Consider the following 23,678-nt stretch of genomic DNA (forward strand, 5'->3'; position numbering starts at 1 on the left):
GTGCCGGCCTTTGCATCTTTAACTTTCAGTACGCCAACCATGCCCCGCCTATTTTTTCTTGGCCGCCTCGTGCAATTCCCGCCAGTTCGCCACTTCCCGCCAGCTGAGGCGCCGCGCCGGCAGCGGTGCGCTGACGACCTTGAGCCCAGCCCCGCTGGCCGCGCCCGGCAAGCCAGGCTGCAGCACGGCCAGTTCCTTGCGCCCCTCGGCCCGCCCTGCCGCCGTCGCGGCGCCCACCGTGCTGTTCAGCTCCAATGCCAGCGGCGGCGCGCGCGCCAGACCATCGAACAAACGCCCCGTCTGCGCCCCCGCCTGCACGACACCGGCGCCATCGGCGGCAAAGCCGCTCAGCACATCGAGCACGTACAGCCGCGTGACTGGCTTGGCGCAAGGGTTGCGCCCCGGCAGGAGGGTATTGAACAGCACCTTGCCGGCGGCCAGCACGGGATTGCTGATGCTGCGTTCGCCCGTCTGCGCGGTATTGAGAAAGTCGAGGTACCAGCCGCGCATGGCGTCGCTGCCCGTGTAGCGCAGTTCGGCGCCATCGACGCGCACGCCCCCCACCGCCTCGCCCAGGCTGCGCTGCTCCAGGTCGGCCCGGCTGCGCGTGGGGGATGACTCCCGCACATCGTCGTGCACGGCGTAAAACGACTGTGACAGGAAGGCGGTGGGCCAGGTATCGGCCGCTTCGACCAGCTTGCCCGTGCCGAACAGCAGCACATAGCCGCCACCGGGCGCATACGCCACGTTCAGCTGCTGCGTCACGGGCTGGCGCTGGCCCTGCGCATCACGCGCAACAAAGACGAGCTTGCGCCCCTGGCCATCCTTCCATGGCGGTCCGCCAGCCATGTCGAGACGCCAGATATTGCCCTGCAAATCGCCCGCATACAGATACGCCAGCGCACCGTCGCCGCCCAGCACCACGGCGGGCGGGCCCAGCGACTGGGGCATGGCACCCGCATCCCCATCGCTCTCATGGCCACCGCCGCCGCTGGCCACGGGCACCTTGAGCCGGAAGTAATTACTTCCCAACACCCAGGGCGTGCCGGGCGCCTTGTCCAGCGCCAGCAGGAAGATGGCGGCCGCCGATGCGGGCGCCGTCGTGTCTTTACCATCGTTCACATGGTTGTTGTAGCCGCTGGCGACGATGGCAAAATCGCGGTAAGCCGGCACGCCCTCCTTGCCACCCATGTTGATGCGGGCAAAGGATGGCGGCGCGCGCACGTTGCCCATGAGCTTGTCGTCGCGGTCGGTAAACTCCCACAGCGCCCCGTCCTGCGCGAAACGCGCCGGATCGGTGATATCGAGCGCAAACACGCCTTGCGCCCCACCGCCCATGCCCGACACGAGCACCGTCTTCCAATGTCCCAGCGCCAGCACTTCCGCCGTGGCCGCGGCGCCGTCGAGCAGAGGGCCGGGGCTGTAGTGAGTGCTCGCAGCGGCTGGCGCAAGGCGCAGCAGCGCTTGCGGCAGATAGGCAAACACTTCGCTGCCCGTGCGTGCATCGAACGCATGCAGCAAGCCATCATTGGCGCCCAGATACAGCATTTTTCGCCGGTGCAGCAACGCGTGGCGGTGCAAGCCATAAGCGGCACCCGGCAAGCCCAGCCCCGGCGCGCCCACGTACAGCAAATTGCCATGCGGCGCCGCGGCCAGGCTGCCCGCGCGGCGCCGCAGGAAGCCACCTGGTTGGCCCACCTCGTGCGTGCGCTGGCCCAGCAGATACTCCAGGCGCGCCTCGCCCCGGCCATCGCCGCCGTCGAATGCGTCCCGCTGCGCTGCGTCGAGACGATTCCAGGCCAGCGGCATCAGGCTGCCTTGGGCGTCGAGCGTGTAGACGGGACGCAAGGACGCGGGCGCGCCATCCGGCACGGGCTTATCCTGGCCGCCAGCGCGCCACCATGGCTTGCCTGGAAGCAGTGCGCCATCGGCGCCCACGGCAAACGCGGTGCGCGACAAGGTCATGCTGCCGTCGGCCAGGCGCATCTGCGTCTGGAACCAGTAAGCCTCGTCCGCGCCGCTGGCCAGCGCCATCAGGGCTGGCCCGGCGAGCGTCGCCGGCAAGGTAGCGTTGTCGGCGGCAGCAAAGGCTGCGCGCAATCCCGCGATCAGGGCGGCCGGATCGCTGCCGGGCAGGTAATGGGCGGGCCAGCGGCCATCCACGCTCCACTCGTCCAGCGCGCTGCCCGTTGCGCTCTTGAAGGGGTTGGCATCGCCGTTCGCATCGAGAAAACCGCCATATTTGGCTGCCAGTAACAAGGGGGTGGTGGCGGGCACGCCGGACGGGGCGCCCTGGCGCAAGTCGGCCGCATAGTGCTCGACCTTTGCAACGCCATCGTTCTTGGCGCCGGGACGCAAGGCCTGCACATGCGACCAGTAGGCCAGGCCCGCCGCATGGTAGCTGGCGCCGCCCGCCCCCTCGGCCAGCAGTTCCAGCGCCGCCAGTTCGGGCCGGGGCGCGGGATTGCCCTGCGCAGCGCCGCTTTCCAGACTGCCCACCGCATGCGTCCAGGCCATCGCGTCAAATGGCGGCGGCGCAAAACCATCGGCGGCGCGGGCACGGTCGCCGCTTGATGCGGGCGTCGCCGGGACATTGCCGGGCACGTAGCGGTCGCCCGCCATGCCCGCATCGCCGAGACTGACGACGATGTGGCGCTGGCAGGTGGCCGTTTGCGGGTCGCTCCACGCAATCACGACCGGCAAGCCCTCGTCGATGGCAGGCGGAGCCGTGGTGGGCGGGGCTGTGGCAGGCGCGGCGCTCGCCTGCCTTCCCTGCAGGTAGCGCAGCGATTCGTACAGCAATTCGGCCAGCGGCGCCGCCCTGGCGTACGCGCCGGGATGCCCGGCGTTGCTGCGGCCCAGGCCATTGATGTAAGCGGTCACCCCGCCGCCAGGGCTTGCATCTTGGGCCGCACCTTGGACTATGTACACGCCAGTGGCGGGATTCCACTCGGCGTCGGCATTGTCTTGCGGCATATAGCTGGGCGCCGTCCAGCGTTGCCGTCCCACGTGGGCCAGCGCCGCGCGCAGCACACCGCCATACACGGGGCCGGCGCCGGCGGGCACGCCGTTCAAGTGGCCAAACACCCCCACGCGCACCCTGCCGCCATGGCGCTGCACGGCGCCCACCGGCTTGTAGTTCTTGCCATACGCCTGGCACAAGTCGTCGCGCAGCGGCCCCTCATCAGCGTCGCACACGCGCACGCGCGCGAGGAACACGCCGTGCGTGGCGGCGGCCCCAGGCGCGTCGCAACTGCCGCCCGGAGGCAAGCTGGCGTCGCCGAACAGCAGGCGGTTGCGGCAGGAAACGATGGCCAGTTGCGCCAGCGCAAACGGTGTCGCCGCTGACACGCCTGCCTGCAAGACCTTGCGCGGGAAAAAGACGGGATGGGCCAAGAAGTCGATGGGGCCGCTGGCATCGGGCAGGTAGGCGCGCTGCAGCACCGTCTTGCGCACTTCATCGATGACGCGGTCGCCGCCTGTCAAGGCATAGCGCACGATGTCGAGCATGCTGGCGCTGGCCCAGTTGAGAAAGTTACCGCTAAAACTATCGCCGCCGCAGCCATGCAGCGCATCGGCCGGTTTCAGCACGGAGAAGTAAGCGGTCGCTACGCGCAAATCCGGCAGCATTGCGCCACCCTTGCTGCGATACGGATAGCTGTAGCACATGCGCGCATGGAAGTAGCCGGCGTACTCGCGCTGCGGCGCATAGTCGCCGCCATGCGCGGCAGCGGCGGCCGCATGCGTGAGGGACAGGTTGAGCAGCAGATTCGGCGGCACTCTGGCGCCGTGCAAGCCCGCGTCGGCCCGCGCCAGCGTCACCGTGGGAGGGGCCGCGACGGCGGCGCAAGCCAGGCAAGCCAGCAGCAGCAAGCAGACGGACCACAGCGCCCTCATGGCCCCGCTCCCGCCTGTTTGCGGTAGTAGCTTTGCAGCACGACCTGCGTGCTGTCCTGCGCGCCAAAACCCATGGCCGTGATGCGGTACACATAGCTTTCCGTGGCCAGGCCGCCAGCCACTGCCGTGGCTTGCGCGCCGGGCGGGTGAAACGGCAGCAATTCGATGAGGTAGCGGGGCCGGCGCGAAGGCAGGAAACCCTGCCCTGTCTGCATGACGGCGCCCGTAAACTGGCCATATGGCACGGCCCGGCTACTCGCTTCCGCGCCATCCAGGTCCATGCTCAGCCAGAGGGCCGGCGCCTCCGGGGCTGCGGGCAGGCACAGGCCCAGTGCGCCGCCTTCGCCGCAGCCGTCCACGAACCCTGCCGCACTGTCTGGTGCGAAGAGGCTTGCCCGGCCCGGTGCGCCGGGCAAGCCTTCGATATCGTTCTGCGCATCCACCAATGCCTCCTCCGCCGCCTGAAACGCGATCTGCCGGTCGCGCTCGCCGCGCGCCGCCTTTTCGCCCTGCAAGGCCATCTGCGCCGCCGATATGCCCAGCAGCAAGATGATCACCAACAGACACAGCACATACAAGAGGGTGGCGCCACCGTGGCGTACACGAGGTGCACACCGAGGTTCGCAACAGCGCACACCCGCGCCGGCCATCGCGCCGCCCGCCTAGGCCGGCCCGTTGCGCAGCATGATGCTCGTCTGCACCAGTTGCCGCAGCCGGGAGCGCGTTGCGACGGGCAAGGACGCGCGCGCGATGCGCACGCCCGTGTCGCCAGCGCCGTGCGCCTCGGCATACGCCTTGCCGAACAGATCGAACTGCGCCGGCCCCAGTTCCGCCATCTTGTCCGCCTGGCCCGCCTCGCCATGCAACAGCAGCGCCACGCGCACGCTGGCCACGCGCTTCCAGTGCGTGCGCCGGTAAAAATCGCGCTGGCGCGCGGCCGCATCGGCGCCCGCCAGCACCAGCGCCGCATCGTCGGCGTCGAGCGCGCTGGCGTTGACATAGCGGTTCGCCACGCCGTCGGGCGGCATATCCGTATCGAGGCCATACAGCACCTGGAAACCGTCGACGCCGCGGATGATGGCGTCCGCGCCCCAGCCGTTCGCGCCACGGTATTTGCAGCGCAGCTCGCCTTCGCCATCGGCGCCCTGCGCCACATAGAAAATGCTCCAGCCACGCTGCGCTTCCGTTTGCGCGGCGCCCACGCCGAAGCCCGCGCAATTGAGCACGGAACCGTCGCCGCCCTCTTCCTTGCCGGCGCCGTAATAGCGCAAGGCCAGCACATCGCTGCCATGCAGGGCGTCGGGTAGCGCGCCGCTGATGCCCTCGCTGTTCTTGCCCAGGCTGCGCGCATCGAGCCCGGCGATATTCGCGCTGTCGTAATCCGCATGGGCGACGGGCGCGGCGCTGCTGTCCCAGTTCACATATGCCGTCTGGCGCACGGCGCGGGCGATGGTGTCGAGCGCATAGCGGCCGTTATCGTCCAGGCGCGCACTGGCGGACTGGTCACCATAGCTGCCGCTGGCGGCCAGCAGCATGGTGCTGGCCGCCAGCATCAGCAGCGCGCCCAGCGACAGGGCCACCAGCAATTCGACCAGGCTCATGCCGCGCTGCCAGTGCCACGCGGCATGCACGCCGTTCATGCGCCGCCTCCGCCCAGCTGAAATGCCAGCCTGGGCAGCGACTCGCCTGCCGCATTCACGGCGGGCGAGCCATCGGGCAAGCGGGCGCGCCAGCCGAGCTTGATAACGATGGGCGCGCCCTTGCCGCCGCTGCACGCCCAGTGCAAGCCCTGGGCGGCGGCATCCCACGCGGCAAGGTCGCGGCAGATGTGCAGGCGCGCGCCGGGCAAGGTCGCATGCAGCCTTTGCTTCCATTCGGCGAGGTCGAATTGCGCCAGTTCGGCCGCGCTGCAAGCGGCGGCACCAAAACAGTCTGGCGCGCCACCGCCAGTGTCGGCGTCGTCCGCCGCCGCATATGCCACGTTCAGGTAGGGATTGCCCGTATCTGGGCCATTCATGAGCACGCTGTTCGCGCGCATGCGCTCGGCCATGCCGGCGGCCAGTTGCACGCCCGCAGACAATAGCGCGGACTCATGGCGCGCGCGCAGGGTGTTCAGTTGCAGGATGCTGGCGCCGAGCAGGCCCAGCGCCAACAGCAGTAGCGACACCAGCACCTCGACGAGGCTGCTGCCACCTACAGGAAACATATCGCGACCGCCATTGCGCATGCGCCATTCCCTTCCGCAGTAAGAGTCGCAACAACAGGCGGCCCAGCTACAAGATAGGCGCGCGCAAAAACCCGGGTCTGCGCTGGCGCAAACAGCACGGCGATAAGTCGAGAAGAACAGCGTTGGGATTGATCAGGCCGCTTGCCAGGCGAACGCTGGCATGGTGGAAACGGGGCGCACGATCGGCCCCGCTGTCGGCAAAGGGTACGTCAGGGCTTGCTGCGCGCCTGCCCCACTTCGGCGATCGCATCCTGGAACTCGGCCAGGTCTTCGAAATTCTTGTAGACGGAGGCGAAGCGGATGTAGGCGATCTTGTCCAGGCGCTTGAGTTCCTGCATGACGAGTTCGCCGATATAACCGGAATCGACTTCGCGCAAGCCGCTGGTCAGCAGCTTTTCCTGGATGGATGCGATGGCCGTATCCACGGAGGCGGCCGCGACGGGACGCTTGCGCAAGGCCAGCATCAAACTGCCGCGCAACTTATCCGCAGCGAACTCCGTCCGGCTGCCATTCTTTTTGACGACGGCCGGCATGATAAGTTCAATGCGCTCGTAGGTGGTAAACCGCTTGTCGCATTTGCCGCAGCGGCGGCGGCGCCGAATGGCATCCCCTTCCTCCGATACGCGCGTATCGAGAACCTGGGTGTCGCCGTGCTGGCAAAATGGACATTTCATGGGCTGGCTACAACTTTATAGTAATAATTACGGGAAATCGCCGCCCCTGTACAAAGGGCGCCCGAATCACTCCGGGCGCCCTTGGGCACGACTGGAATGTGTCATACAGAATCTTACTCTGTATGACACATTCTGGACAAATAATTATGCAGCGTACACAGGGTGCGCGTCGGCCAGCACTTTCACGGCCGCTTTGACGCGCTCGATGGTGGCGGCGTCATGCGGATTGTCCAGCACGTCGGCGATCAGGTTGCCCACTTCTTCCGCTTGCGCTTCCTTGAAACCGCGCGTCGTCATCGCCGGGCTGCCCAGGCGGATGCCCGAGGTGACGAACGGTTTTTGCGGGTCGTTCGGGATGCCGTTCTTGTTGCAGGTGATGTGCGCGGAACCGAGGATGGCTTCGGCTTCCTTGCCCGTCAGGTTCTTGGCGCGCAAGTCGACCAGCATGACGTGCGATTCGGTGCCGCCGGACACGATGCGCAAGCCGCGCTTGATCAGGGTTTTCGCCAGCACGTCGGCGTTCTTGATCACTTGCTTCTGGTATTCGACGAATTCAGGGCTCAGCGCTTCCTTGAAGGCGACGGCCTTGCCGGCGATCACGTGCATCAGCGGGCCACCCTGGATGCCAGGGAAAATTGCCGAGTTGATGGCCTTTTCGTGTTCGGCCTTCATCAGGATGATGCCGCCGCGCGGGCCACGCAACGATTTGTGCGTGGTCGAGGTGACGAAGTCGGCGAACGGTACCGGGTTCGGATACAGGCCGGCGGCGATCAGGCCCGCATAGTGGGCCATGTCGACCATGAAGTAGGCGCCAACTTCCTTGGCGATCTTGCCGAAGCGTTCGAAGTCGATCTTTTTCGAGAACGCCGACGCGCCAGCGATGATCAGTTTTGGCTTGCGTTCGCGGGCCAGGCGTTCCATCGCCTCGTAGTCGATGTCTTCTTCCGCCGTCAAGCCATACGACACGACGTCAAACCATTTGCCGGACATGTTCAGCGGCATGCCGTGGGTCAGGTGGCCGCCTTCGGCCAGCGACATGCCCATGATCAGGTCGCCTGGTTTCAGCATGGCAAAGAACACGCCCTGGTTCGCCTGCGAGCCGGAGTTCGGCTGCACGTTCGCGCATTCGGCGCCGAACAGCTGTTTCACACGGTCGATGGCCAGTTGCTCGGCAACGTCGACGTATTCGCAGCCACCGTAGTAGCGCTTGCCCGGATAACCTTCGGCATATTTATTCGTCAGCTGCGAGCCTTGCGCTTCCATTACGGCTGGCGAAGTGTAGTTCTCCGACGCGATCAGTTCGATGTGGTCGTGCTGGCGCGTGTTCTCTTTTTGAATGACGGCGAACAATTCAGGATCGACGTTGGCGAGGGTGTGATCTTTTGCAAACATGTAAAAACTCCAAGTATGAGGGTGCTTGTACTGGCAGGTTGGATCGAATGAGGGGAGCCGGCGTTAGGTGAATAACAACATTGAACAGGCAGCCTCTTCGTGCTTTTCCATAGTGGCTACCCAGGCGAACGGCTGATGAAAAATCTCACGTTTCCCGGTGGGTGCCCACCTTTCGCCGGTTTGCCGATCGCCATCCATGGAGATCGCCCGACTTTTCGCCAGTCACGTGAGACGTAATGGAATGCAAATTGTAAGTTAAGTGCCCAAATTGAGCAAGGAATGCAAGCGTGCAGCTATAATCGCCGCGCGCCATGGCAGCCCGGGCGCGGCCACAGGCAGGCCCAGAGCATGACTGCCGCTCTTAAGCTGGACTTAAACCTGGCCATGGCATGTAAGCGTATGTTACGAAGCTTGCCATTGCACACCGCTGATTTACTATGCTGCGGTGCATTTTATATGCAGCTTTTGCATGGCTTTCCAGCAAGCGCCCACAGTCACAAGAAGAAAAATCGCGTAAAATGTTGCTCAATCTCACTACTGGCGCAATAAACATGCCTTCAGTCTTTACCTGGAACGTACGTGTCTACTATGAAGACACCGACGCCGGCGGCATCGTCTATTACGCTAACTACCTGAAATTCTTCGAGCGCGCGCGCACCGAATGGCTGCGCGCCATCGACGTGGGCCAGCAAGAATTGCTGGAACAGCATGACGCGATGTTCGTTGTCAAAAGCGTCAACGCCGACTATCATGCGCCAGCCAGGCTCGATGACACGGTAAGATTAACCTTAAGCATAGAAAAAATGGGGCGCGCCTCCATCGTTTTCCTGCAACAAGCCTGGTGCGGCGACCGCCTGCTCAACACGGCCCGCGTCAAGATCGGCTGCGTCGACTCGGCACTACGCCCGCGCGCCGTGCCTGATGCAGTCGCAGCCCGCATGCGCGCCGCCTGAGCCCTACCGCCACCCCCGGACAATTCACCCAACAGACTGCCAGCCAATGAACGTTACACAAGATCTTTCTTTCCTCGCGCTCATCACCAATGCCCATTTGATCGTGCAACTGATCATGGCCCTGCTGCTGCTGATTTCCCTGACCAGCTGGACCTACATCTTCCGCAAGATGTTTGCCGTGCGCCAGGCGCGCAAGCAAACCATCGAATTCGAACGCAGCTTCTGGGCTGGCGGCAACCTGCATGCGCTGCATCAAAGTGCCAACGGCAACCGCGACCAGAGCGGTGCGCTGGCGCGCATTTTTGACGCCGGCATGGGCGAATTCATCAAGGGCAAGGCTTCCTACGGTTCGCGCGAAGCGCTGGACGTCGGCGCCGTGCTCGACGGCGCACGCCGCGCCATGCGCGCCGCTTTCCAGCGCGAAATGGACGTGCTCGAATCGCACCTGGCTTTCCTCGCTTCCGTCGGTTCCGTCTCGCCGTACATCGGCCTGCTCGGTACCGTCTGGGGCATCATGAACGCCTTCCGCGGCCTGGCCAACGTGCAGCAAGCCACCCTGGCCGCCGTCGCGCCCGGCATTGCCGAAGCGCTGATCGCCACGGCTATCGGCCTGTTCGCAGCGATTCCCGCCGTCGTCGCCTACAACCGTTTTTCGCATGACATCGACCGCCTGGCGATCCGCTTCGAAAGCTTCGTCGAGGAATTCTCCAACATCTTGCAGCGCCAGTCGCGCTAAGAGGGAGCAGCGTCCATGGGTTCCTCATTCAATAGCGGCGGCATGCGCGGTGGCCGTGGCCGCAAGTTCAAGTCCGAGATCAACGTCGTACCGTACATCGACGTGATGCTGGTGCTGCTGATCATTTTCATGGTGATGCCGTCGTCGAACAATCCCAGCGTGGTGAACTTGCCCAACGCGGAAAAGTCGGCGAAACCGCCCGATGACTATATTCAGATCGTGCTGAAACCAAATGGTTCGCTGTCGATCGGCGTCATCGGCAAGGAACAGCTGTCGCCGGAAACGGAACCGAACCGCGACGCCCTGCTGCGCAAGCTGCGCGGCTTGCACGAGAGCAATCCTGACTATCCCGTGATGATCGCGGGCGACAAGGAAAGCAAGTACGACGATGTGATCCAGCTCATTTCGGAAGCGAAAAAGATGGGCATTACCCGCGTCGGCCTGGCCACCAAGTAAGCGCAGCACCCTGTTTCCAGACTTGACCGTTTTTAGATAGACTAGACTTTGCAGACCAAACAAATCGACCATGTACTCGGCAAGCCCTACAGCGTGCCGCGCGAACGCAGCCGCTGGCCCTCGCTGGGCCTGGCGCTGGCGATGCACCTTGGCCTGCTGTTTTTCCTGTGGGTGGGCGTACACTGGCAAAATACGGAACCTGTCGCCGTCGAAGCGGAAGTATGGGACCTGAAAGTGCAGACGGCCGCGCCGCCGCCCGAAGTGGCGACGAACCCCGAGCCGACACCAGCGCCACCGCCGGAACCGGAAGTGGAACAGCCGGCCCCGCCGCCACCGCCGCCGGTGGCAGCGCCCGAGCCGAAGGTTGACTTGCGCGAAGCGGAAATCGCCCTGGAACGCAAGAAGGCCAAGCTGAAGGAAGAAAAAGAGAAAGCGGCAGCGGAAGAACGCCGCAAGCAGGAATTGAAGGAACGCGAGGAAGAAAAGCGCGAACTGGAAAAACAGAAGCAGAAAGAAAAAGACAAGGCTGAAAAGCTGGAAAAAGAAAAGGCCGACAAGCTGGAGAAAGCCAAGCAAGCCAAAGAGAAAGAAAAAGCGGCGGAAGAAAAAGCCGAGAAAGAACTGTCCGATAAAAAAGCGGCGGCGGAAAAAGCTGCCAAGGCGAAAAAAGCGGCGGAAGAGAAAAAAGCCGCCGACAAGGCGCGCGCCGAGGAAATGAGCCGCATCACGGGTGCGGCGGGCGCAGGCACAACGGGCACGGCCGCGAAAGCGACCGCGCCACGCAAGGACAGCGGCTATGTCGCTGCCCTGACGAGCAAGATCAAGAGCAATATCGCGTACAGCGGTAGCACGGACGTGCCGGGTAACCCGCGCGCCGTGTTCAAGATCGAGCAACTGCCAACTGGGGAAATTATTTCGGTCCGAAAGATTAAAAGTAGCGGCCTGCCGGCGTATGACAGCTCGGTGGAAAACGCCATTAATAAATCGTCGCCACTGCCGAAGAAAAAAGACGGCACCGTGGAACGCGAGATTGAACTCATATTCGAGATGAAGGATTTGCCTAAATGATGACCATGAAAAAAATGAGCTATGTCGTGCTCTGCGCCAGCCTGATGCTGGGAGCGTCAAGCGCCCAGGCGCAGCTGCGCGTGGAGATTACGGGGATCGGCAGCAACCAGATCCCGGTGGCTGTCGCCAGCTTTGTCAATGAATCGGCGGCACCGCAATCGCTGTCGGGCATTATCAAGGCCGACCTGGCGCGCAGCGGCGTGTTCAAGCTGATCGACGCCGATGCGCCCGTATCGGAAACGGCGCCCGTCAGCTACGAGCAATGGAAGTCGCGCGGCGCCGACGCGCTGGCGGCCGGCACCGTGCAAAGCATGGCCGATGGCCGCCTGGACGTGCGCTACAAGCTGTTCGACACCATCAAGGGCGCGCAGATCTCCAGCATGAACAATGCGGCCGCGCCGCAGTTCAACCGCCTGCTGGCGCACAAGATCGCCGACGACATCTATGAAAAGCTGACGGGCGTCAAGGGCGCGTTCGCCACGCGCATCGCCTACGTCACGCAATCGGGCCGCGAATACCGCCTGGAAGTGGCCGACGCCGATGGCGAAGGCATCCAGGTCGCCCTGCGCTCGAACGAGCCGATCATTTCGCCGTCGTGGTCGCCGGATGGCACCAAGGTCGCGTATGTGTCGTTTGAAAAGAAAAAGCCTATCGTCTACGTGCAAAACCTGGTGACGCGCCAGCGCACCATCGTCTCGAATGAAAAAGGCAGCAATTCGGCGCCAAGCTGGAGCCCGGACGGCTCGCGCCTGGCCGTGGCCCTGTCACGCGATGGCCATACCCAGGTCTACACCGTCAATGCCGACGGCAGCGGCTTGCGCCGCGTCAGCACCAGCAGCGGCATCGATACGGAACCTCAATTCTCGGCCGATGGCCAAAGCATTTACTTCACCAGCGATCGCAGCGGCGGACCACAAATCTACCGCATGTCGGTCAGCGGCGGCGAAGCCAAGCGCGTGACGTTTGGCGGCTCCTACAACATCAGCCCGCGGATTTCATCCGACGGGAAGACACTTGCTTATATTTCCCGTCGCGACGGCAATTTCCAGCTCTACGCGCTCGACCTGGCTAGTGGCCAGGAACTGCGCTTGTCGGACACCGCCAACGACGAATCACCGAGCTTTTCGCCCAACGGGAAATATATCATGTACGCGACCGAATCCGGACGACGCAAGTCGCTGGCAGTGGTATCGGTGGATGGCCGCGTCAAACAGCGTTTGACTACGCAAGCTGGCAATATCAAGGAGCCCACCTGGGGTCCTTTTATGAAGTAAATGCTGTACAGTTTCACCTTTAACCATGACCCGGAGAATAAAAATGAGTAACTTTAAAAGTTTGGCATTCATCGCCGCTACCGCAGCCTTGCTGTCCGCCTGCAGCACCCCAGTCAAAGTCGCAGAAACCCCAGTGGTTGAGCGCGCTCCTGAAAAAGTCGCAGCTCCAGTTGACACCCGTCAAGTTCAGCCAGTGACGACCGCATCGGTCGATCCACTGGACGATCCAAAAGGCGTGCTGGCGAACCGTAGCATCTACTTCGACTTCGACAAATACGTCGTGCGCGAAGCGGACACCCCAGTCGTGCAAAACCACGCTGGCTACCTGGTGAAAACGCCTAGCCGCAAGATCCTGATCCAAGGTAACACCGATGAACGCGGTGGCGCTGAGTACAATCTGGCCCTGGGCCAGAAACGTGCTGAAGCCGTGCGCAAGTCGATGGCCGCCCTGGGCGTGCCAGAAGGCCAAATGGAAGCCGTGTCGCTGGGCAAAGAAAAGCCTAAAGCACAAGGCAGCAACGAAGCAGCATGGGCTGAAAACCGCCGCGCTGACATCGTTTATTGATGTTGACGGGTGAGCGCTGCAGCATTGACGCTTACCTAACTGGCCAGTCATAGGCATAATAATGGGGCGCAGCGCGGTGATTCACCGCCCGGCGCCCCGTTTGCATGTTTTGCGTAACCTTTGAAAGCCCGACCCATGATGACATTCTCGAAAGCCGGCGTCGCCGCCGCCTTGATGGCCGCGTTTGCCTACCTGCCCCTGCACGCCAACGCCGCCCTGTTCGATGACGACGAAGCACGCAAGGCCATCCTCGAGCTGCGCGCCAAGGTCGACGCCATGGCGCGCGACCTGAACAGCCGCATCGACACCAAGGCGGACAAGACCAGCACCTTGAGCCTGATCAACCAGCACGACCAGACCATGCAAGAGATCGCCCGCCTGCGCGGCCAGATCGAAGTACTGGGCAACGACCTGGCGAACACGCAAAAGCGCCAGAAGGATTTCTACACCGACATCGACGCGCGCCTGCGCAAGCTCGAACCGCGCCAGGTCACCATCGATGGCCAGGAAGCGGCCGTGGGCGTATCCGAGCAAAGCTCGTACGAATCCGCATTTGGCCTGTTCAAGTCGGGCGACTACAAAGGCGCCGTCACGGCCCTGGACGGCTTCGTGAAGCGCTATCCGGAATCGGCCTACGCGGCCAACGCGCAATACTGGCTGGGCAACGCCTATTACGCCCAGCGCGACTGCAAGAGCGCCATCACGGCCCAGCAGGCAGTGCTGAAGCACTACCCGGACAGCCCTAAGGCGCCCGACGCCATGCTCAACATCGCCAGTTGCTACACGGAGCTGAAAGACAAGCCGAACGCCACCAAGACCCTGAACGCGCTGATCTCGCGCTACCCGGACTCCAGCGCGGCCCAGGCAGCCAAGGAACGGGGCGGCAAAAAGTAAAAGCGGGGAAAAAGTTGCCCGTTAGGTTTGACAGAATCCCGGGCACCCCCTATAATCTTCCTTCTTCGGGTCGTTAGCTCAGCTGGTAGAGCAGCGGACTTTTAATCCGTTGGTCGCAGGTTCGAATCCCGCACGGCCTACCACGAATACGCAGTACTGATCTGCTTGCGAGTTGTTATAGCAAGCATTTTTTTACGGCACAGTGTTACCGAAGTTGTTGTAAAAAGTTTTTGGGTCGTTAGCTCAGCTGGTAGAGCAGCGGACTTTTAATCCGTTGGTCGCAGGTTCGAATCCCGCACGGCCTACCAAATACTATGAAGAAGCCAACCGTTCGCGGTTGGCTTTTTTGTTTTCTAGGCTTGCCTGGATCGCAGCCACTCCTTCAGCGCATCATTCATGCGCGTCTGCCACCCATCACCGGTGGCCTTGAAGGCATCGAGAATTTCAGCGTCGAAGCGTATGGTCGTGCTGACCTTGCCGCCGGTGCCGGCAGGCCTGCCGCGGCGGCGTGCCACCTCCTGTCGCGCCTCGGGATGGGAAACGGGCTTCTCGCCTACTTGCCAGACACCCTGCTCAAAAAAACCGTCCGTCAGTTCGGGCGCGTCGTCCGGATCAACCCAGGCTTTGTTTGTATTTGTCGATTTCGCGTTCATTTGCCCTCCTCATGCTGATGATTCTGCGCGCCAAGCCACGCGGCGTCCAGACCAGCACGACCAGACGCTCGTCAAGCCAGCCGGCAGTGATGAAGCGGGGTTCGCCGTAGTCCTGGCGCTGGTCCGGCAGCGTAATGGTGAGCCCGCCAAACACTTCGCGCGCACGCGCAAAGTCGAGACCACGCTCGCCGAGCGTCTTTTCACGCTTGACAGCATCAAAAGTGATTCTCATTATTTATTGTAGTAACAAATAATAGAAACAGCCAGCCCTATTTTCGAGCCAAGGGCCGCATCGGACCAGCTAGATCGCCGATCTTAACGCGACACCAAAACCGGCCTCCCCGCCAGATGCGCCACCACACCACCCATCATCCGCCCCAGCGGCACCTCCACCCAACGGTGAAACGCGGCCCCGGCCACCAGGCTGGCGCTCCAGGCGGTCAGCATGCCCAGCGCTTGCCACTGCGGCTCCAGCGGAACATACGTGATAAATAATGCATTCACCAGCAGGCTGACGGGAAAGTGGACGAGAAACACGGCATACGAGATACGGCCCAGGGCGTTGACGATGCGCCAGATGCCACCCTGGGAGGGCGTGCGGGCGCGGCCGAACAGGAACAGGGCGCAGGCGACGATCAGGGCCAGGGCGATGCGGCTGCGGTAGTCGACGGCCAGGGCCAGCAGGACGGGCACGGCGGCCATGGCCATGAGCAAGGTCATGGCACCAGGCTTGCGGGCCGGATCGCTGGCCCACCAGGCCAGCATGCCAAGGCCATAGCTGCCGAAGAAATACGGCGCCCAATTATCCCAGCCCGCGTCGAGATTGAAATACAGCAGGGAAAAGGTGATGCCTACGGCGACGGCCAGCGGCATCACCCAGCCCATGCCCCGCTGGCCCGCCAGGCAGCCACCCAGCCACAGCAGCGATACCGTCAGCATATACAGCTGGAAATCGATGGCCACGTACCAGGCGCCGGCCGACAGCGATTCATAGCCCAGCACGCCGTGCAGCAGCAAGGCATGGGCGCTCAGCTGACCCAGGGTGACGGCGGCCGACATGGAGTTGTGCAACATCCAGATGCCAGCCACAGGCGTAATGATGGCGGCGAGCAAGGTGGCGGCCAGGAAAGGCGGCGCCAGCTTGGCATAGCGGCGCCAGATGGCTTGTAGCGGAGTAGCAATGCCGGGGTTGCCGGCAGGCGCGAGGGATTTGGCGACGAGAAAGCCGCCGATGACGAGGAACACTTGCACGGCGATACGCGCGCTGCCGCCCAGCCAGTCCAGCAACTCGGGCCACAGGGGCTGCACATAGTCGGACATGGGTCCGTAAAACGCCAGATGGTGCAACACGATCAACTGTGCCGCGCCTGCTTTTAATACATTGATCCAGCCAAACTGCGGACGATTTGCCAGGTCCGCCTGTGATACCGCTGCTACTGCCGTCATTCCCAATCCTTGCCGTGCCAGGTAGTGTCGCCAGCCCATCGCGCAACAGGCGCGCGACTGAGGATTTACCGAAAGGCAGACATGATAGCCGAGCCTGGAAGATGGCGTGGCACGGCAGGCTGCTAAGCTGCCGGCTTTTCCGCTTCCGGCGGCTCGGGCACCAAGGGCTGTTGCGCCAGGATGGCGTCCAGCAAGCCGGGAAAGCGGCTCTCGACATCGGCGCGGCGCAAGGTATTCATGTGCGTCGTGCCCGCGTTTTCCGTGTAGACGAGGCCCGCTTCGCGCAAGACCTTGAAATGGTGAGAGACGGTCGACTTCGGTCGCCCGCCGTCGAGGTCGCCGCAGGCGGCCGCGTCCACGCGGGCCAGGTGGCGCACGATGTCGAGGCGAATGGAATCGCTCAAGGCGTAGAGCACGCGCTCGAGGACGAATTCGCTGGCGGGAGGATGTTTGTGTGGGCGCATGAGCAGAATCATACAGCATGCGCTATACTAATTCCATTATTCGAATATTTACGAACTACCGAATCAGCATTACCCTATCTTTCCACCTACAAACACAAAGGTCACCATGTCCGCCCTCTTCCAGCCCTACACTCTCAAAGACATCACCCTGCGCAACCGTATCGCCGTGCCCCCCATGTGCCAGTACATGGCCGTCGATGGCCAGGCCAACGACTGGCATCTGTCGCACTATGCGGGCATGGCCCGTGGCGGCGCGGGGCTGGTGATCGTCGAAGCGACGGCCGTGGCGCCCGAAGGCCGCATCACGCCCGGCTGTACGGGCATCTGGAACGATGACCTGGCGCAAGCCTTCGTGCCTGTCGTGAAAGCCATCAAGGCGGCCGGCTCCGTGCCCGGCATCCAGATTGCCCACGCGGGCCGCAAGGCCAGCGCCAACCGCCCATGGGAAGGCGACGACCATATCGCTGAAGGCGATGCGCGCGGCTGGCAAACCATCGCGCCGTCCGCCATCGCCTTTGGCGGCGGCCTGCCGAAAGTGCCGCGCGCCATGGACCTCGACGATATTGCCCGCGTGCAACAGAATTTCGTCGACGCGGCCGTGCGCGCCCGCGAAGTGGGCTTCGAATGGCTGGAACTGCACTTCGCCCACGGCTACCTGGCGCAAAGCTTCTTTTCCACCCATTCGAACCAGCGTGACGATATCTATGGCGGCAGCCTGGAAAACCGCAGCCGCTTCCTGCTGGAAACATTGAAAGCCGTGCGTGAAGTGTGGCCCGAGCACCTGCCGCTGACGATCCGCTTTGGCGTGCTGGAATTCGACGGCCGCGACGAGCAAACCCTGCTCGAATCGATCGGCCTCGTGCGCCAGTTCAAGGATGCGGGCATGGATATGCTCAGCGTCAGCATGGGCTTTACCATTCCCGACGTGGCTATCCCGTGGGGTCCTGCCTTCATGGGACCGATTGCAGAGCGCGTGCGCCGCGAAGCGGGTGTGCCGGTCTCGTCCGCCTGGGGCTTCGGCACGCCGGCCATCGCCGAGCGTGTCGTCAAGGAAGAGCAGCTCGACGTGGTGATGGTGGGCAAGGCGCACCTGGCCAATCCGCACTGGGCCTACTTTGCCGCCAAGGAACTCGGCGTGGAGCGCGCCTCGTGGACCCTGCCCGCGCCGTACGCGCACTGGCTGGAACGCTATTGATCATCTTTCATCCTTGACCGTCGCCGGATGCCCCTCCAGGGGCAGTTCCGGCAGGAACAGCAGGAAGACCAGTCCCAATAGCAGCAGCACGGCGCCGGCGCCAAACACGCTGGCGATCGCATGACGGTACACTTCCACCGCCTGCGTCGCCGCCTGCGCACCCAGCGCCGAGACAGCTTCCACGCCATGTTGATGTAACTGGTGCGCCAGGATGGCGCCCGAGGCCGTCACGCCCAGCAAGCCGCCCAGCGAGCGGAAAAAGGCCAGCATGGCCGTGCCCACGCCGCGCCGTGCCAGGGGCAAAGCATTTTGCACGGCGATCGTCATGTTCGGCATCACCAGACCCAGCCCCGTGCCCAGGAAGAAGATGGCCGGCTCGATGATCCAGTAACCGCGCGACGTTTCCATGGCCCAGGCCAGCACGGCAAACGCCAGCAGCGCCACCGCCAGCCCCGCCACCTGCACCATCTTGTACTTGCCCGAGCGCGACAGCACGCGGCCGTTGAACATCGACGACGCCACCAGCCCCACCATCATCGCCACCGTCATCACGCCCGATTCGGCGGGACTGGTGCCCATCACCAGCTGGAAGAACAGGGGGAAGAAGACGCTGGCGCCCATCAGGCCCGTGAAAGTCACGGCCATCACCAGGCTGGCGATATTGAAGGTGCGGTTTTCGAACAGGTCAGGCGGCAGCACGGGTTCATCCACCCGCCCCACGTGGAACGCCAGCCAGATCCCCAGCAGCACGGCGACGCCGCCGCACACCTTGATGGCCAGCGCATCCCACGGCCACTCGGTGCCGCCCAGCGCCAGCACCAGCAGGGCCGCCGTGATGGCGCCCGTTAGCAAGACCGAACCCAGATAGTCGATCTTGTGCGCATGCGTGCGCACGGGTTTACGCATGGCGCGCGCGATGATGACAAAGGCGGCCGTGCCGATGGGCAGGTTGACAAAGAAAATCCAGTGCCACGACAAGGCATCCGTGATCACGCCGCCCAGCACGGGGCCCAGCACGCTGGTGACGGCAAACACGATGGGCACCATGCCTTGCCGCTTGCCCCGTTCGGCCGGCGGCACGATGTCGCCGATGATGATTTGCGCCAGCGGCATGAAGCCGCCCGCGCCGAGGCCCTGGATGGCGCGGAAGATGATCAACTCCGTCATGTTCTGCGCCAGAGCGCACAGCACGGAACCGAGCAAAAAGGTCAGCAAGGCCGTGAAGATCATGGGGCGGCGGCCATACTGGTCGGCCAACTTGCCGTACAGGGGCATGGTGGCCGTCGACGCCAGCACATACGCCGTGACCACCCACGACAGGTGCGCCATGCCGCCCAGGTCGTCGACGATGCGCGGCAAGGCCGTGGCGACGATGCTCTGGTCCAGCGCGCCGAGGCCCAGCACGGCCATCAGGCCCAGGTAGATGGCGCGCACTTCGCGCTCGGTGACGGGTTTGGCCGCGTCTTTTTCTCCGCCTGCGGCGTGATCGTGGCCGCTCATGCCTGGCCTATCTCAAGCAGCGGTTGCATGGCGGCGGCCAGCGCATCGATCTGCTGCGGCGACAAACGGGCGATGCGCCGCGCCAGCGCATCGCGGCGCCGCGCGCGTAGGGTTTCGAGGATGGCCAGGCCTTGCGCGGACACCTGCAGGCCAGAGCGGCGCCGGTCCTGCGGATCGGGCGCGCTGCGCTCGACCAGCCCCGCTTCGGCCAAAGACTTGACCTGCGCGCTGACAGTCGGCCCGCGCACATTCTGCAGCCGCGCCAGCGCGGCCACGCCGATGCCGGGCTGCTCGTGGATCAGCGCCAGCAGCATGTACCGCATCATCGATACGCTGCCCTCCAGCTCGCCCCCTTCGCGCTGCATGGTGCGCAGCAGGCGCTTGAACGCCGTGCGCAATTCGTCGGACAGCGCCAGCGCGCGTTCGGGGATGGGAAGGTCTTCGCTTGTAGGCATGGAAAGATATAAATAGGTAGGCTATCTACTCATATTAGACCGCGCATGAAGGCCACGCAAGGCTTTTTTCCTTGCATGCCCCACCCAGCTCTTCCCAAAACCGCAGTTGGCCGTCATAATAGCCGCCCTTGGGTCGTTAGCTCAGCTGGTAGAGCAGCGGACTTTTAATCCGTTGGTCGCAGGTTCGAATCCCGCACGGCCTACCAAGAATTTGTGGTTTGTTTGCAAGCTGTCATGGCAAGCATCACCGCACAGTGTTACCGCAGTAAGTAGTCAAAGTTTTTGGGTCGTTAGCTCAGCTGGTAGAGCAGCGGACTTTTAATCCGTTGGTCGCAGGTTCGAATCCCGCACGGCCTACCAAATACGTCAGAGAAGCCAACCGTTCGCGGTTGGCTTTTTTGTTTCTGGGCGCTCTAAAATCTATTACAACAGACATCGGAACTAGGCCGCCGTGTCCAACCTCCTCTCCCATCAAGCATCTATGATTGCCTCTTTTCCGTGAAGAGACCGCTGGCTACTCCGAACGAAGACTACTTCCTCAGTTATCAAACTGCAGCATGATCAGCTAAATTCTTTGCAACTATTCAGGATGGGTAGTAGCATCGAGTTTTCTTTCCGAATATTCCAAATGCTAACTCAAGGCTTCTTTGCTGAGATATCTAATCTCGTAAGACTTTACGTAGTGTCGCTAAGGTCATTCAGTTCACTTCAGACTGAAATTAAGAGCATGTCAAAAGAGCGACATGAAGAGCGGATATTTTTAAAATATGATAAAAAAATTAATCTACCCCATTATTGGGAAACGAAAGCATTTTTAAATCTTGAAGCGCAAAATTACCTGCGTGAAGTTATTTTCGTTCGCTTAATATCTGCTACTGAAGTAATGTTGCAAGATTATGCGCAAATCATATACAGCGCCAATCGAGCTACCCTTTTAGGCAAAGAAATTAAGATTGATACAAATCTCCTATCCACCTTTCAAACCATCGATGAAGTTTGGTCGAAAATTGTTCGAGAAGAATGCAGAAATCTCAACGGCCGAAAATTCTCAGATATAATTGAATACTACAAAATAAAATTCAATATAAATCTTCGCCGCTTCGCTGAAATCCTTGCAATTGAAGAGATGTATGATCAGAGAAATATACTTGTCCATGCACTGGGTCATACAGATGATGCATTTAGAAAAAAATATAGCTCAAATCAATCATTTCTCGCAATTACGGACAAAAATCTGAGGCAATGCTTCACAAATCTAGAGGCATTTCACGAATTTGTGCGGCGAGCCAGCTTCAAAAAAATAAACCCTACAAATGGAATAAATAGATCATTTCAACTAGTATTGAAAATCAGAATAAACGAAGAAAGTGCAAACCATCTTTTCGATCCGAATTATTTATTTAACTTCAAAAATAAAATGCACCCCCTATCTTCCGTAACAATTTCCAACCTAAGAAACAAAACCGAAGTAGATTTGATACTTTCAGGACCTCGGGAAATTGTATCAGAGTACATTCAAATAATAAAACATATCGAAGACACAAGAAAGATACTATCAGTAACGCGTCGTGATGTCATGAGTCGATCACACAAAACAAAACTTTCAGACGAGAAACTGGATGAAATATTTTCCTATATTCAAACAAGGCCATGGCCAGAAGGAATCAAGCAAAAAATTTCTGATGAAATGGGAATTTCAAAAACACAAATATCTTATGCATTCAATTTAATTCTCGAACAGGAAGATGAATTCTTAAGAAGAGCAGCTACAACCATTTAGAATTTAGGGGGACGTTTTTCCGACATAAAAATTCACATCCCGAATAAAAAACAAGCGGCAAATATCTCCAGCGGCATTAATCCGCCACGATAGTCACCGCGGGATCGGGGTCAAATCCGGTATTCGTACACGATTTCAGCCTTGGTCGTCTCTATCTACAGCAAGTTGCGCTTTATCCAATACCGATATTGCTCGATTAACTACCATCCCCATTTCCATCTCCATACCTGCCCGGCGTCACGCCCATCACGCGCTTGAACATGGCGATGAAGGCGCTGACGTTGTCGTAACCCAGGTCCAGCGCAATCGTCGTAACGGCTTGGCCGGCGGCCAGCAGTTCCAGGGCGTGCAGGATGCGGGCGCGCTGGCGCCAGGCCGAGGGCGTAAAGCCGGTCTCGCTCGTGAAACGGCGCGCCAGGGTGCGCGGCGACACGCCGGCCCAGGCGGCCAGCGCTTCCACGCCCCGCTCGTCGGCCAGGTCATCGAGCACGGCGCGCGCCACGCGCAGCAGGCGCGGGTCTGTGGGCAAGGGCAAGCCGAAGGCCTCGTGCGGCGAGGCGGCGATTTCGTCGAGGATCACGCCCGCCACCCGGGCTTGGCGCGCATCCAGCGCGCCATCGTCCCAGGCGCTGGCGCGGCCCACCGCCTCGCGCAGCAAGCCCGAGACGCGCATCACGCAAGGCGCGGCAGGCAGGCTACCGCAACTGGCCTCGTCCACATACACGCTCCAGCCCGCAAACGGGCCATGCGAACGCAATGCATGGACGTGATGGGGCGGCATCCACACGCAGTGGCTGGCCGGCACCACCCACTGCCCGCTGTCGGCGGCAACGGAAAGCAAGCCCCGCATGGCGCCGAACAGCTGGCCGCTGGCATGGCGGTGCGCCGCCGTCACGCGTTCCTGCGGCTGGGAAATATGCATGGCGCGCAGCGGCGACGACGGCGATGCTGGAAAAATTGGCGGATTTGACGTATCGAATGACATAAACAACGCAGGCAAGACAATTCCACCATCATACAGTGAAGTCTTTCCAACACTCAGGAGTTCACCATGCGTGCAGAAGACGTATTACCCGATCAACAAAACCAGGGCCAGTTTAACGGCGTCACCGTGCGCAAGGGAACGGTGGGCGCCTTCCTAGCCAATGCCCGGCTATGGCTGGACGACACCGGCGGCAGCGCCGGGCGGGCCATCACCGAGCGCGACATCCTCGACGCCTTGCCCGCCCTGCACGCGCTGGGACTGTTCGACATCCTGCAGGTGCGCGACGCGGCGCTGCGCGAACTGATATCGCCATCGGGCGCCTAGGCGGCACCGGCTCGTCGCCGGCGCGCATTTCCTCTATCATGCTGCTTTGCCCGCCTTCGCTCCCGCCATGCCGTTTACCATTGCCACCTCCGTCCACAGCGAACTGATTATCAAGAAAAGCCGTTTCATCGGCTGCGTACAGCCGATGACGGACCGCGCCAGCGCACAGCAGGTGGTCAATGACTTGAAGGCGCAGCATCCTGGCGCCTGCCATGTGTGCTGGGCCCTGCTGGCGGGTGGGCAGTCGGCGGCCGTCGATGATGGCGAACCGAGCGGCACGGCAGGGCGGCCCATGCTCGACGTGCTGCGCCACCAGGACCTGGAAGGCGTGCTGGCGACGGTCGTGCGTTACTTTGGCGGGATCAAGCTGGGCGCGGGCGGCCTCGTGCGCGCCTACACGGATAGCGTGGCGCAAGCGCTGCTGCAAGCGGAAAAGACGGCCATCGTGCGCCAGCATACCCTGCGCTGCACGGTGCCGTATGCGATGGAAGGCATGCTGCGCCGCGAACTCGATGGCGCCGGCGCCACCCTGCTGAACGTGACACACGGCGACGCCGTGCTGTTCGACTTCAGCCTGGCGGAAGCGGCGGCCACCGCCCTGCTCGCCCATCTGGATGAAGCGGGCAATGGACGGATACAGTGGCTGGACGCGCAGGATTGCGATGGGCAGTCATAGTCAACAGGTGCATTGCCGCCGGCAGCCATCAGTCACAATCGGGAATTTATGCGTACCTGAGGCG

General features: G+C 61.9%; 24 protein-coding genes, 4 tRNA genes and 1 riboswitch. Of the genes, 15 read left to right on the plus strand and 13 right to left on the minus strand.

The genetic code is table 11. From position 1 onward, the window contains the following. Positions 1 to 48 precede the first annotated feature (48 nt). The 6 genes from ACQ4WY_RS19180 to glyA all read right to left on the minus strand — a co-directional run bounded on the left by ACQ4WY_RS19180 (position 49) and on the right by glyA (position 8,190). Complete coding sequence (locus tag ACQ4WY_RS19180; RefSeq protein WP_436505365.1) at positions 49 to 3,897, minus strand: PilC/PilY family type IV pilus protein; 3,849 nt, start codon at positions 3,895 to 3,897, stop codon at positions 49 to 51. Next, positions 3,894 to 4,547, minus strand: a complete 654-nt coding sequence (locus ACQ4WY_RS19185; RefSeq protein ID WP_436505366.1) for a pilus assembly PilX family protein — start codon at positions 4,545 to 4,547, stop codon at positions 3,894 to 3,896. Before ACQ4WY_RS19185 ends, ACQ4WY_RS19180 begins: the two co-directional genes overlap by 4 nt. Positions 4,548 to 4,559: 12 nt before the next feature. Next, complete coding sequence (locus ACQ4WY_RS19190; RefSeq protein WP_436505367.1) at positions 4,560 to 5,537, minus strand: PilW family protein; 978 nt, start codon at positions 5,535 to 5,537, stop codon at positions 4,560 to 4,562. Further along, entirely contained in the window at positions 5,534 to 6,103 is a 570-nt protein-coding gene (gene pilV / locus ACQ4WY_RS19195; RefSeq protein ID WP_436505368.1) for a type IV pilus modification protein PilV, read from the minus strand. The genes ACQ4WY_RS19190 and pilV overlap by 4 nt, the downstream gene beginning before the upstream one ends. A 230-nt stretch (positions 6,104 to 6,333) precedes the next feature. Continuing rightward, positions 6,334 to 6,798: a transcriptional regulator NrdR gene (gene nrdR, locus ACQ4WY_RS19200; RefSeq protein WP_071078724.1), complete on the minus strand. Its 465-nt coding sequence runs from the start codon at positions 6,796 to 6,798 to the stop codon at positions 6,334 to 6,336. A gap of 144 nt (positions 6,799 to 6,942) precedes the next feature. Further along, positions 6,943 to 8,190, minus strand: a complete 1,248-nt coding sequence (glyA, locus tag ACQ4WY_RS19205; protein ID WP_058050318.1) for a serine hydroxymethyltransferase — start codon at positions 8,188 to 8,190, stop codon at positions 6,943 to 6,945. 111 nt (positions 8,191 to 8,301) lie between these two features. Further along, positions 8,302 to 8,426, minus strand: a riboswitch (ZMP/ZTP riboswitch). A gap of 315 nt (positions 8,427 to 8,741) precedes the next feature. Between glyA and ybgC the strand changes: the two genes are divergently transcribed. The 9 genes from ybgC (at position 8,742) to ACQ4WY_RS19250 (ending at position 14,444) form a co-directional block, all read left to right on the plus strand. Further along, positions 8,742 to 9,143, plus strand: coding sequence for a tol-pal system-associated acyl-CoA thioesterase (gene ybgC / locus ACQ4WY_RS19210; protein WP_046682324.1), 402 nt, complete (start codon positions 8,742 to 8,744; stop codon positions 9,141 to 9,143). Between the two features lie 46 nt (positions 9,144 to 9,189). Continuing rightward, positions 9,190 to 9,879, plus strand: coding sequence for a protein TolQ (gene tolQ / locus ACQ4WY_RS19215; RefSeq protein WP_436505369.1), 690 nt, complete (start codon positions 9,190 to 9,192; stop codon positions 9,877 to 9,879). 15 nt (positions 9,880 to 9,894) lie between these two features. Then, a complete protein-coding gene (locus ACQ4WY_RS19220) occupies positions 9,895 to 10,335 on the plus strand; it encodes an ExbD/TolR family protein (protein WP_223278896.1) in 441 nt (146 codons plus the stop codon). Positions 10,336 to 10,383: 48 nt separating this feature from the next. Beyond that, positions 10,384 to 11,403 carry a cell envelope integrity protein TolA gene (gene tolA / locus ACQ4WY_RS19225; protein ID WP_436505371.1) on the plus strand — a complete coding sequence of 340 codons (1,020 nt, stop codon included), beginning with the start codon at positions 10,384 to 10,386 and terminating at the stop codon, positions 11,401 to 11,403. A 5-nt stretch (positions 11,404 to 11,408) separates the two neighbouring features. After that, positions 11,409 to 12,677 (plus strand): Tol-Pal system beta propeller repeat protein TolB, encoded by a 1,269-nt coding sequence (gene tolB, locus ACQ4WY_RS19230; protein ID WP_436505459.1) that lies wholly within the window; start codon positions 11,409 to 11,411, stop codon positions 12,675 to 12,677. 43 nt (positions 12,678 to 12,720) lie between these two features. Continuing rightward, the gene (pal, locus tag ACQ4WY_RS19235) at positions 12,721 to 13,242 is read left to right on the plus strand and encodes a peptidoglycan-associated lipoprotein Pal (RefSeq protein WP_046682322.1); all 522 of its coding nucleotides are present in this window, start codon (positions 12,721 to 12,723) and stop codon (positions 13,240 to 13,242) included. Between the two features lie 135 nt (positions 13,243 to 13,377). Further along, positions 13,378 to 14,136 carry a tol-pal system protein YbgF gene (gene ybgF / locus ACQ4WY_RS19240; protein WP_353658283.1) on the plus strand — a complete coding sequence of 253 codons (759 nt, stop codon included), beginning with the start codon at positions 13,378 to 13,380 and terminating at the stop codon, positions 14,134 to 14,136. Positions 14,137 to 14,203: 67 nt separating this feature from the next. Beyond that, positions 14,204 to 14,279, plus strand: a tRNA-Lys gene (locus tag ACQ4WY_RS19245). A gap of 89 nt (positions 14,280 to 14,368) precedes the next feature. Beyond that, positions 14,369 to 14,444, plus strand: a tRNA-Lys gene (locus tag ACQ4WY_RS19250). Positions 14,445 to 14,489: 45 nt separating this feature from the next. Here ACQ4WY_RS19250 and ACQ4WY_RS19255 read toward each other — a convergent pair. From ACQ4WY_RS19255 to ACQ4WY_RS19270, 4 genes are all read right to left on the minus strand, one after another. Next, complete coding sequence (locus ACQ4WY_RS19255; protein WP_353658284.1) at positions 14,490 to 14,789, minus strand: BrnA antitoxin family protein; 300 nt, start codon at positions 14,787 to 14,789, stop codon at positions 14,490 to 14,492. Next, on the minus strand, positions 14,749 to 15,021 hold the full coding sequence (locus tag ACQ4WY_RS19260) for a BrnT family toxin (protein ID WP_353658285.1): 273 nt from the start codon (positions 15,019 to 15,021) through the stop codon (positions 14,749 to 14,751). The genes ACQ4WY_RS19255 and ACQ4WY_RS19260 overlap by 41 nt, the downstream gene beginning before the upstream one ends. A gap of 83 nt (positions 15,022 to 15,104) precedes the next feature. After that, positions 15,105 to 16,235, minus strand: a complete 1,131-nt coding sequence (locus ACQ4WY_RS19265; protein ID WP_436505374.1) for an acyltransferase family protein — start codon at positions 16,233 to 16,235, stop codon at positions 15,105 to 15,107. A gap of 122 nt (positions 16,236 to 16,357) precedes the next feature. Then, the gene (locus ACQ4WY_RS19270) at positions 16,358 to 16,699 is read right to left on the minus strand and encodes an ArsR/SmtB family transcription factor (RefSeq protein ID WP_436505376.1); all 342 of its coding nucleotides are present in this window, start codon (positions 16,697 to 16,699) and stop codon (positions 16,358 to 16,360) included. 106 nt (positions 16,700 to 16,805) lie between these two features. Here ACQ4WY_RS19270 and ACQ4WY_RS19275 point away from each other — a divergent pair, with 106 nt between their 5' ends. Next, complete coding sequence (locus tag ACQ4WY_RS19275; RefSeq protein ID WP_436505377.1) at positions 16,806 to 17,894, plus strand: NADH:flavin oxidoreductase/NADH oxidase; 1,089 nt, start codon at positions 16,806 to 16,808, stop codon at positions 17,892 to 17,894. Here ACQ4WY_RS19275 and ACQ4WY_RS19280 read toward each other — a convergent pair whose 3' ends face one another. Together ACQ4WY_RS19280 and ACQ4WY_RS19285 are read right to left on the minus strand one after the other, a co-directional pair. Beyond that, a complete protein-coding gene (locus tag ACQ4WY_RS19280; RefSeq protein WP_436505379.1) occupies positions 17,895 to 19,394 on the minus strand; it encodes an MDR family MFS transporter in 1,500 nt (499 codons plus the stop codon). Continuing rightward, positions 19,391 to 19,849: a MarR family winged helix-turn-helix transcriptional regulator gene (locus ACQ4WY_RS19285; RefSeq protein ID WP_436505380.1), complete on the minus strand. Its 459-nt coding sequence runs from the start codon at positions 19,847 to 19,849 to the stop codon at positions 19,391 to 19,393. The genes ACQ4WY_RS19280 and ACQ4WY_RS19285 overlap by 4 nt, the downstream gene beginning before the upstream one ends. 130 nt (positions 19,850 to 19,979) lie before the next feature. On the opposite strand from ACQ4WY_RS19285, the gene ACQ4WY_RS19290 reads away from it, so the two are divergent. From ACQ4WY_RS19290 to ACQ4WY_RS19300, 3 genes are all read left to right on the plus strand, one after another. Further along, positions 19,980 to 20,055 (plus strand) — tRNA-Lys (locus tag ACQ4WY_RS19290). A 78-nt stretch (positions 20,056 to 20,133) separates the two neighbouring features. Beyond that, a tRNA-Lys gene (locus ACQ4WY_RS19295) sits at positions 20,134 to 20,209 on the plus strand. Positions 20,210 to 20,576: 367 nt separating this feature from the next. Next, positions 20,577 to 21,629 carry a hypothetical protein gene (locus ACQ4WY_RS19300; RefSeq protein ID WP_436505382.1) on the plus strand — a complete coding sequence of 351 codons (1,053 nt, stop codon included), beginning with the start codon at positions 20,577 to 20,579 and terminating at the stop codon, positions 21,627 to 21,629. Between the two features lie 196 nt (positions 21,630 to 21,825). Here the strand turns inward: ACQ4WY_RS19300 and ACQ4WY_RS19305 are convergent, their stop codons facing one another. Further along, positions 21,826 to 22,551: an AraC family transcriptional regulator gene (locus ACQ4WY_RS19305; RefSeq protein ID WP_436505383.1), complete on the minus strand. Its 726-nt coding sequence runs from the start codon at positions 22,549 to 22,551 to the stop codon at positions 21,826 to 21,828. A gap of 129 nt (positions 22,552 to 22,680) precedes the next feature. Between ACQ4WY_RS19305 and ACQ4WY_RS19310 the strand changes: the two genes are divergently transcribed. Further along, complete coding sequence (locus tag ACQ4WY_RS19310) at positions 22,681 to 22,938, plus strand: hypothetical protein (protein ID WP_436505385.1); 258 nt, start codon at positions 22,681 to 22,683, stop codon at positions 22,936 to 22,938. A 67-nt stretch (positions 22,939 to 23,005) separates the two neighbouring features. Beyond that, a complete protein-coding gene (locus tag ACQ4WY_RS19315; RefSeq protein ID WP_436505387.1) occupies positions 23,006 to 23,614 on the plus strand; it encodes an IMPACT family protein in 609 nt (202 codons plus the stop codon). Positions 23,615 to 23,678: the final 64 nt, after the last annotated feature.

The sequence above is a fragment of the Janthinobacterium salmonicoloratum genome (genome assembly GCF_051380845.1).
Taxonomy (GTDB): domain Bacteria; phylum Pseudomonadota; class Gammaproteobacteria; order Burkholderiales; family Burkholderiaceae_D; genus Janthinobacterium; species Janthinobacterium lividum_F.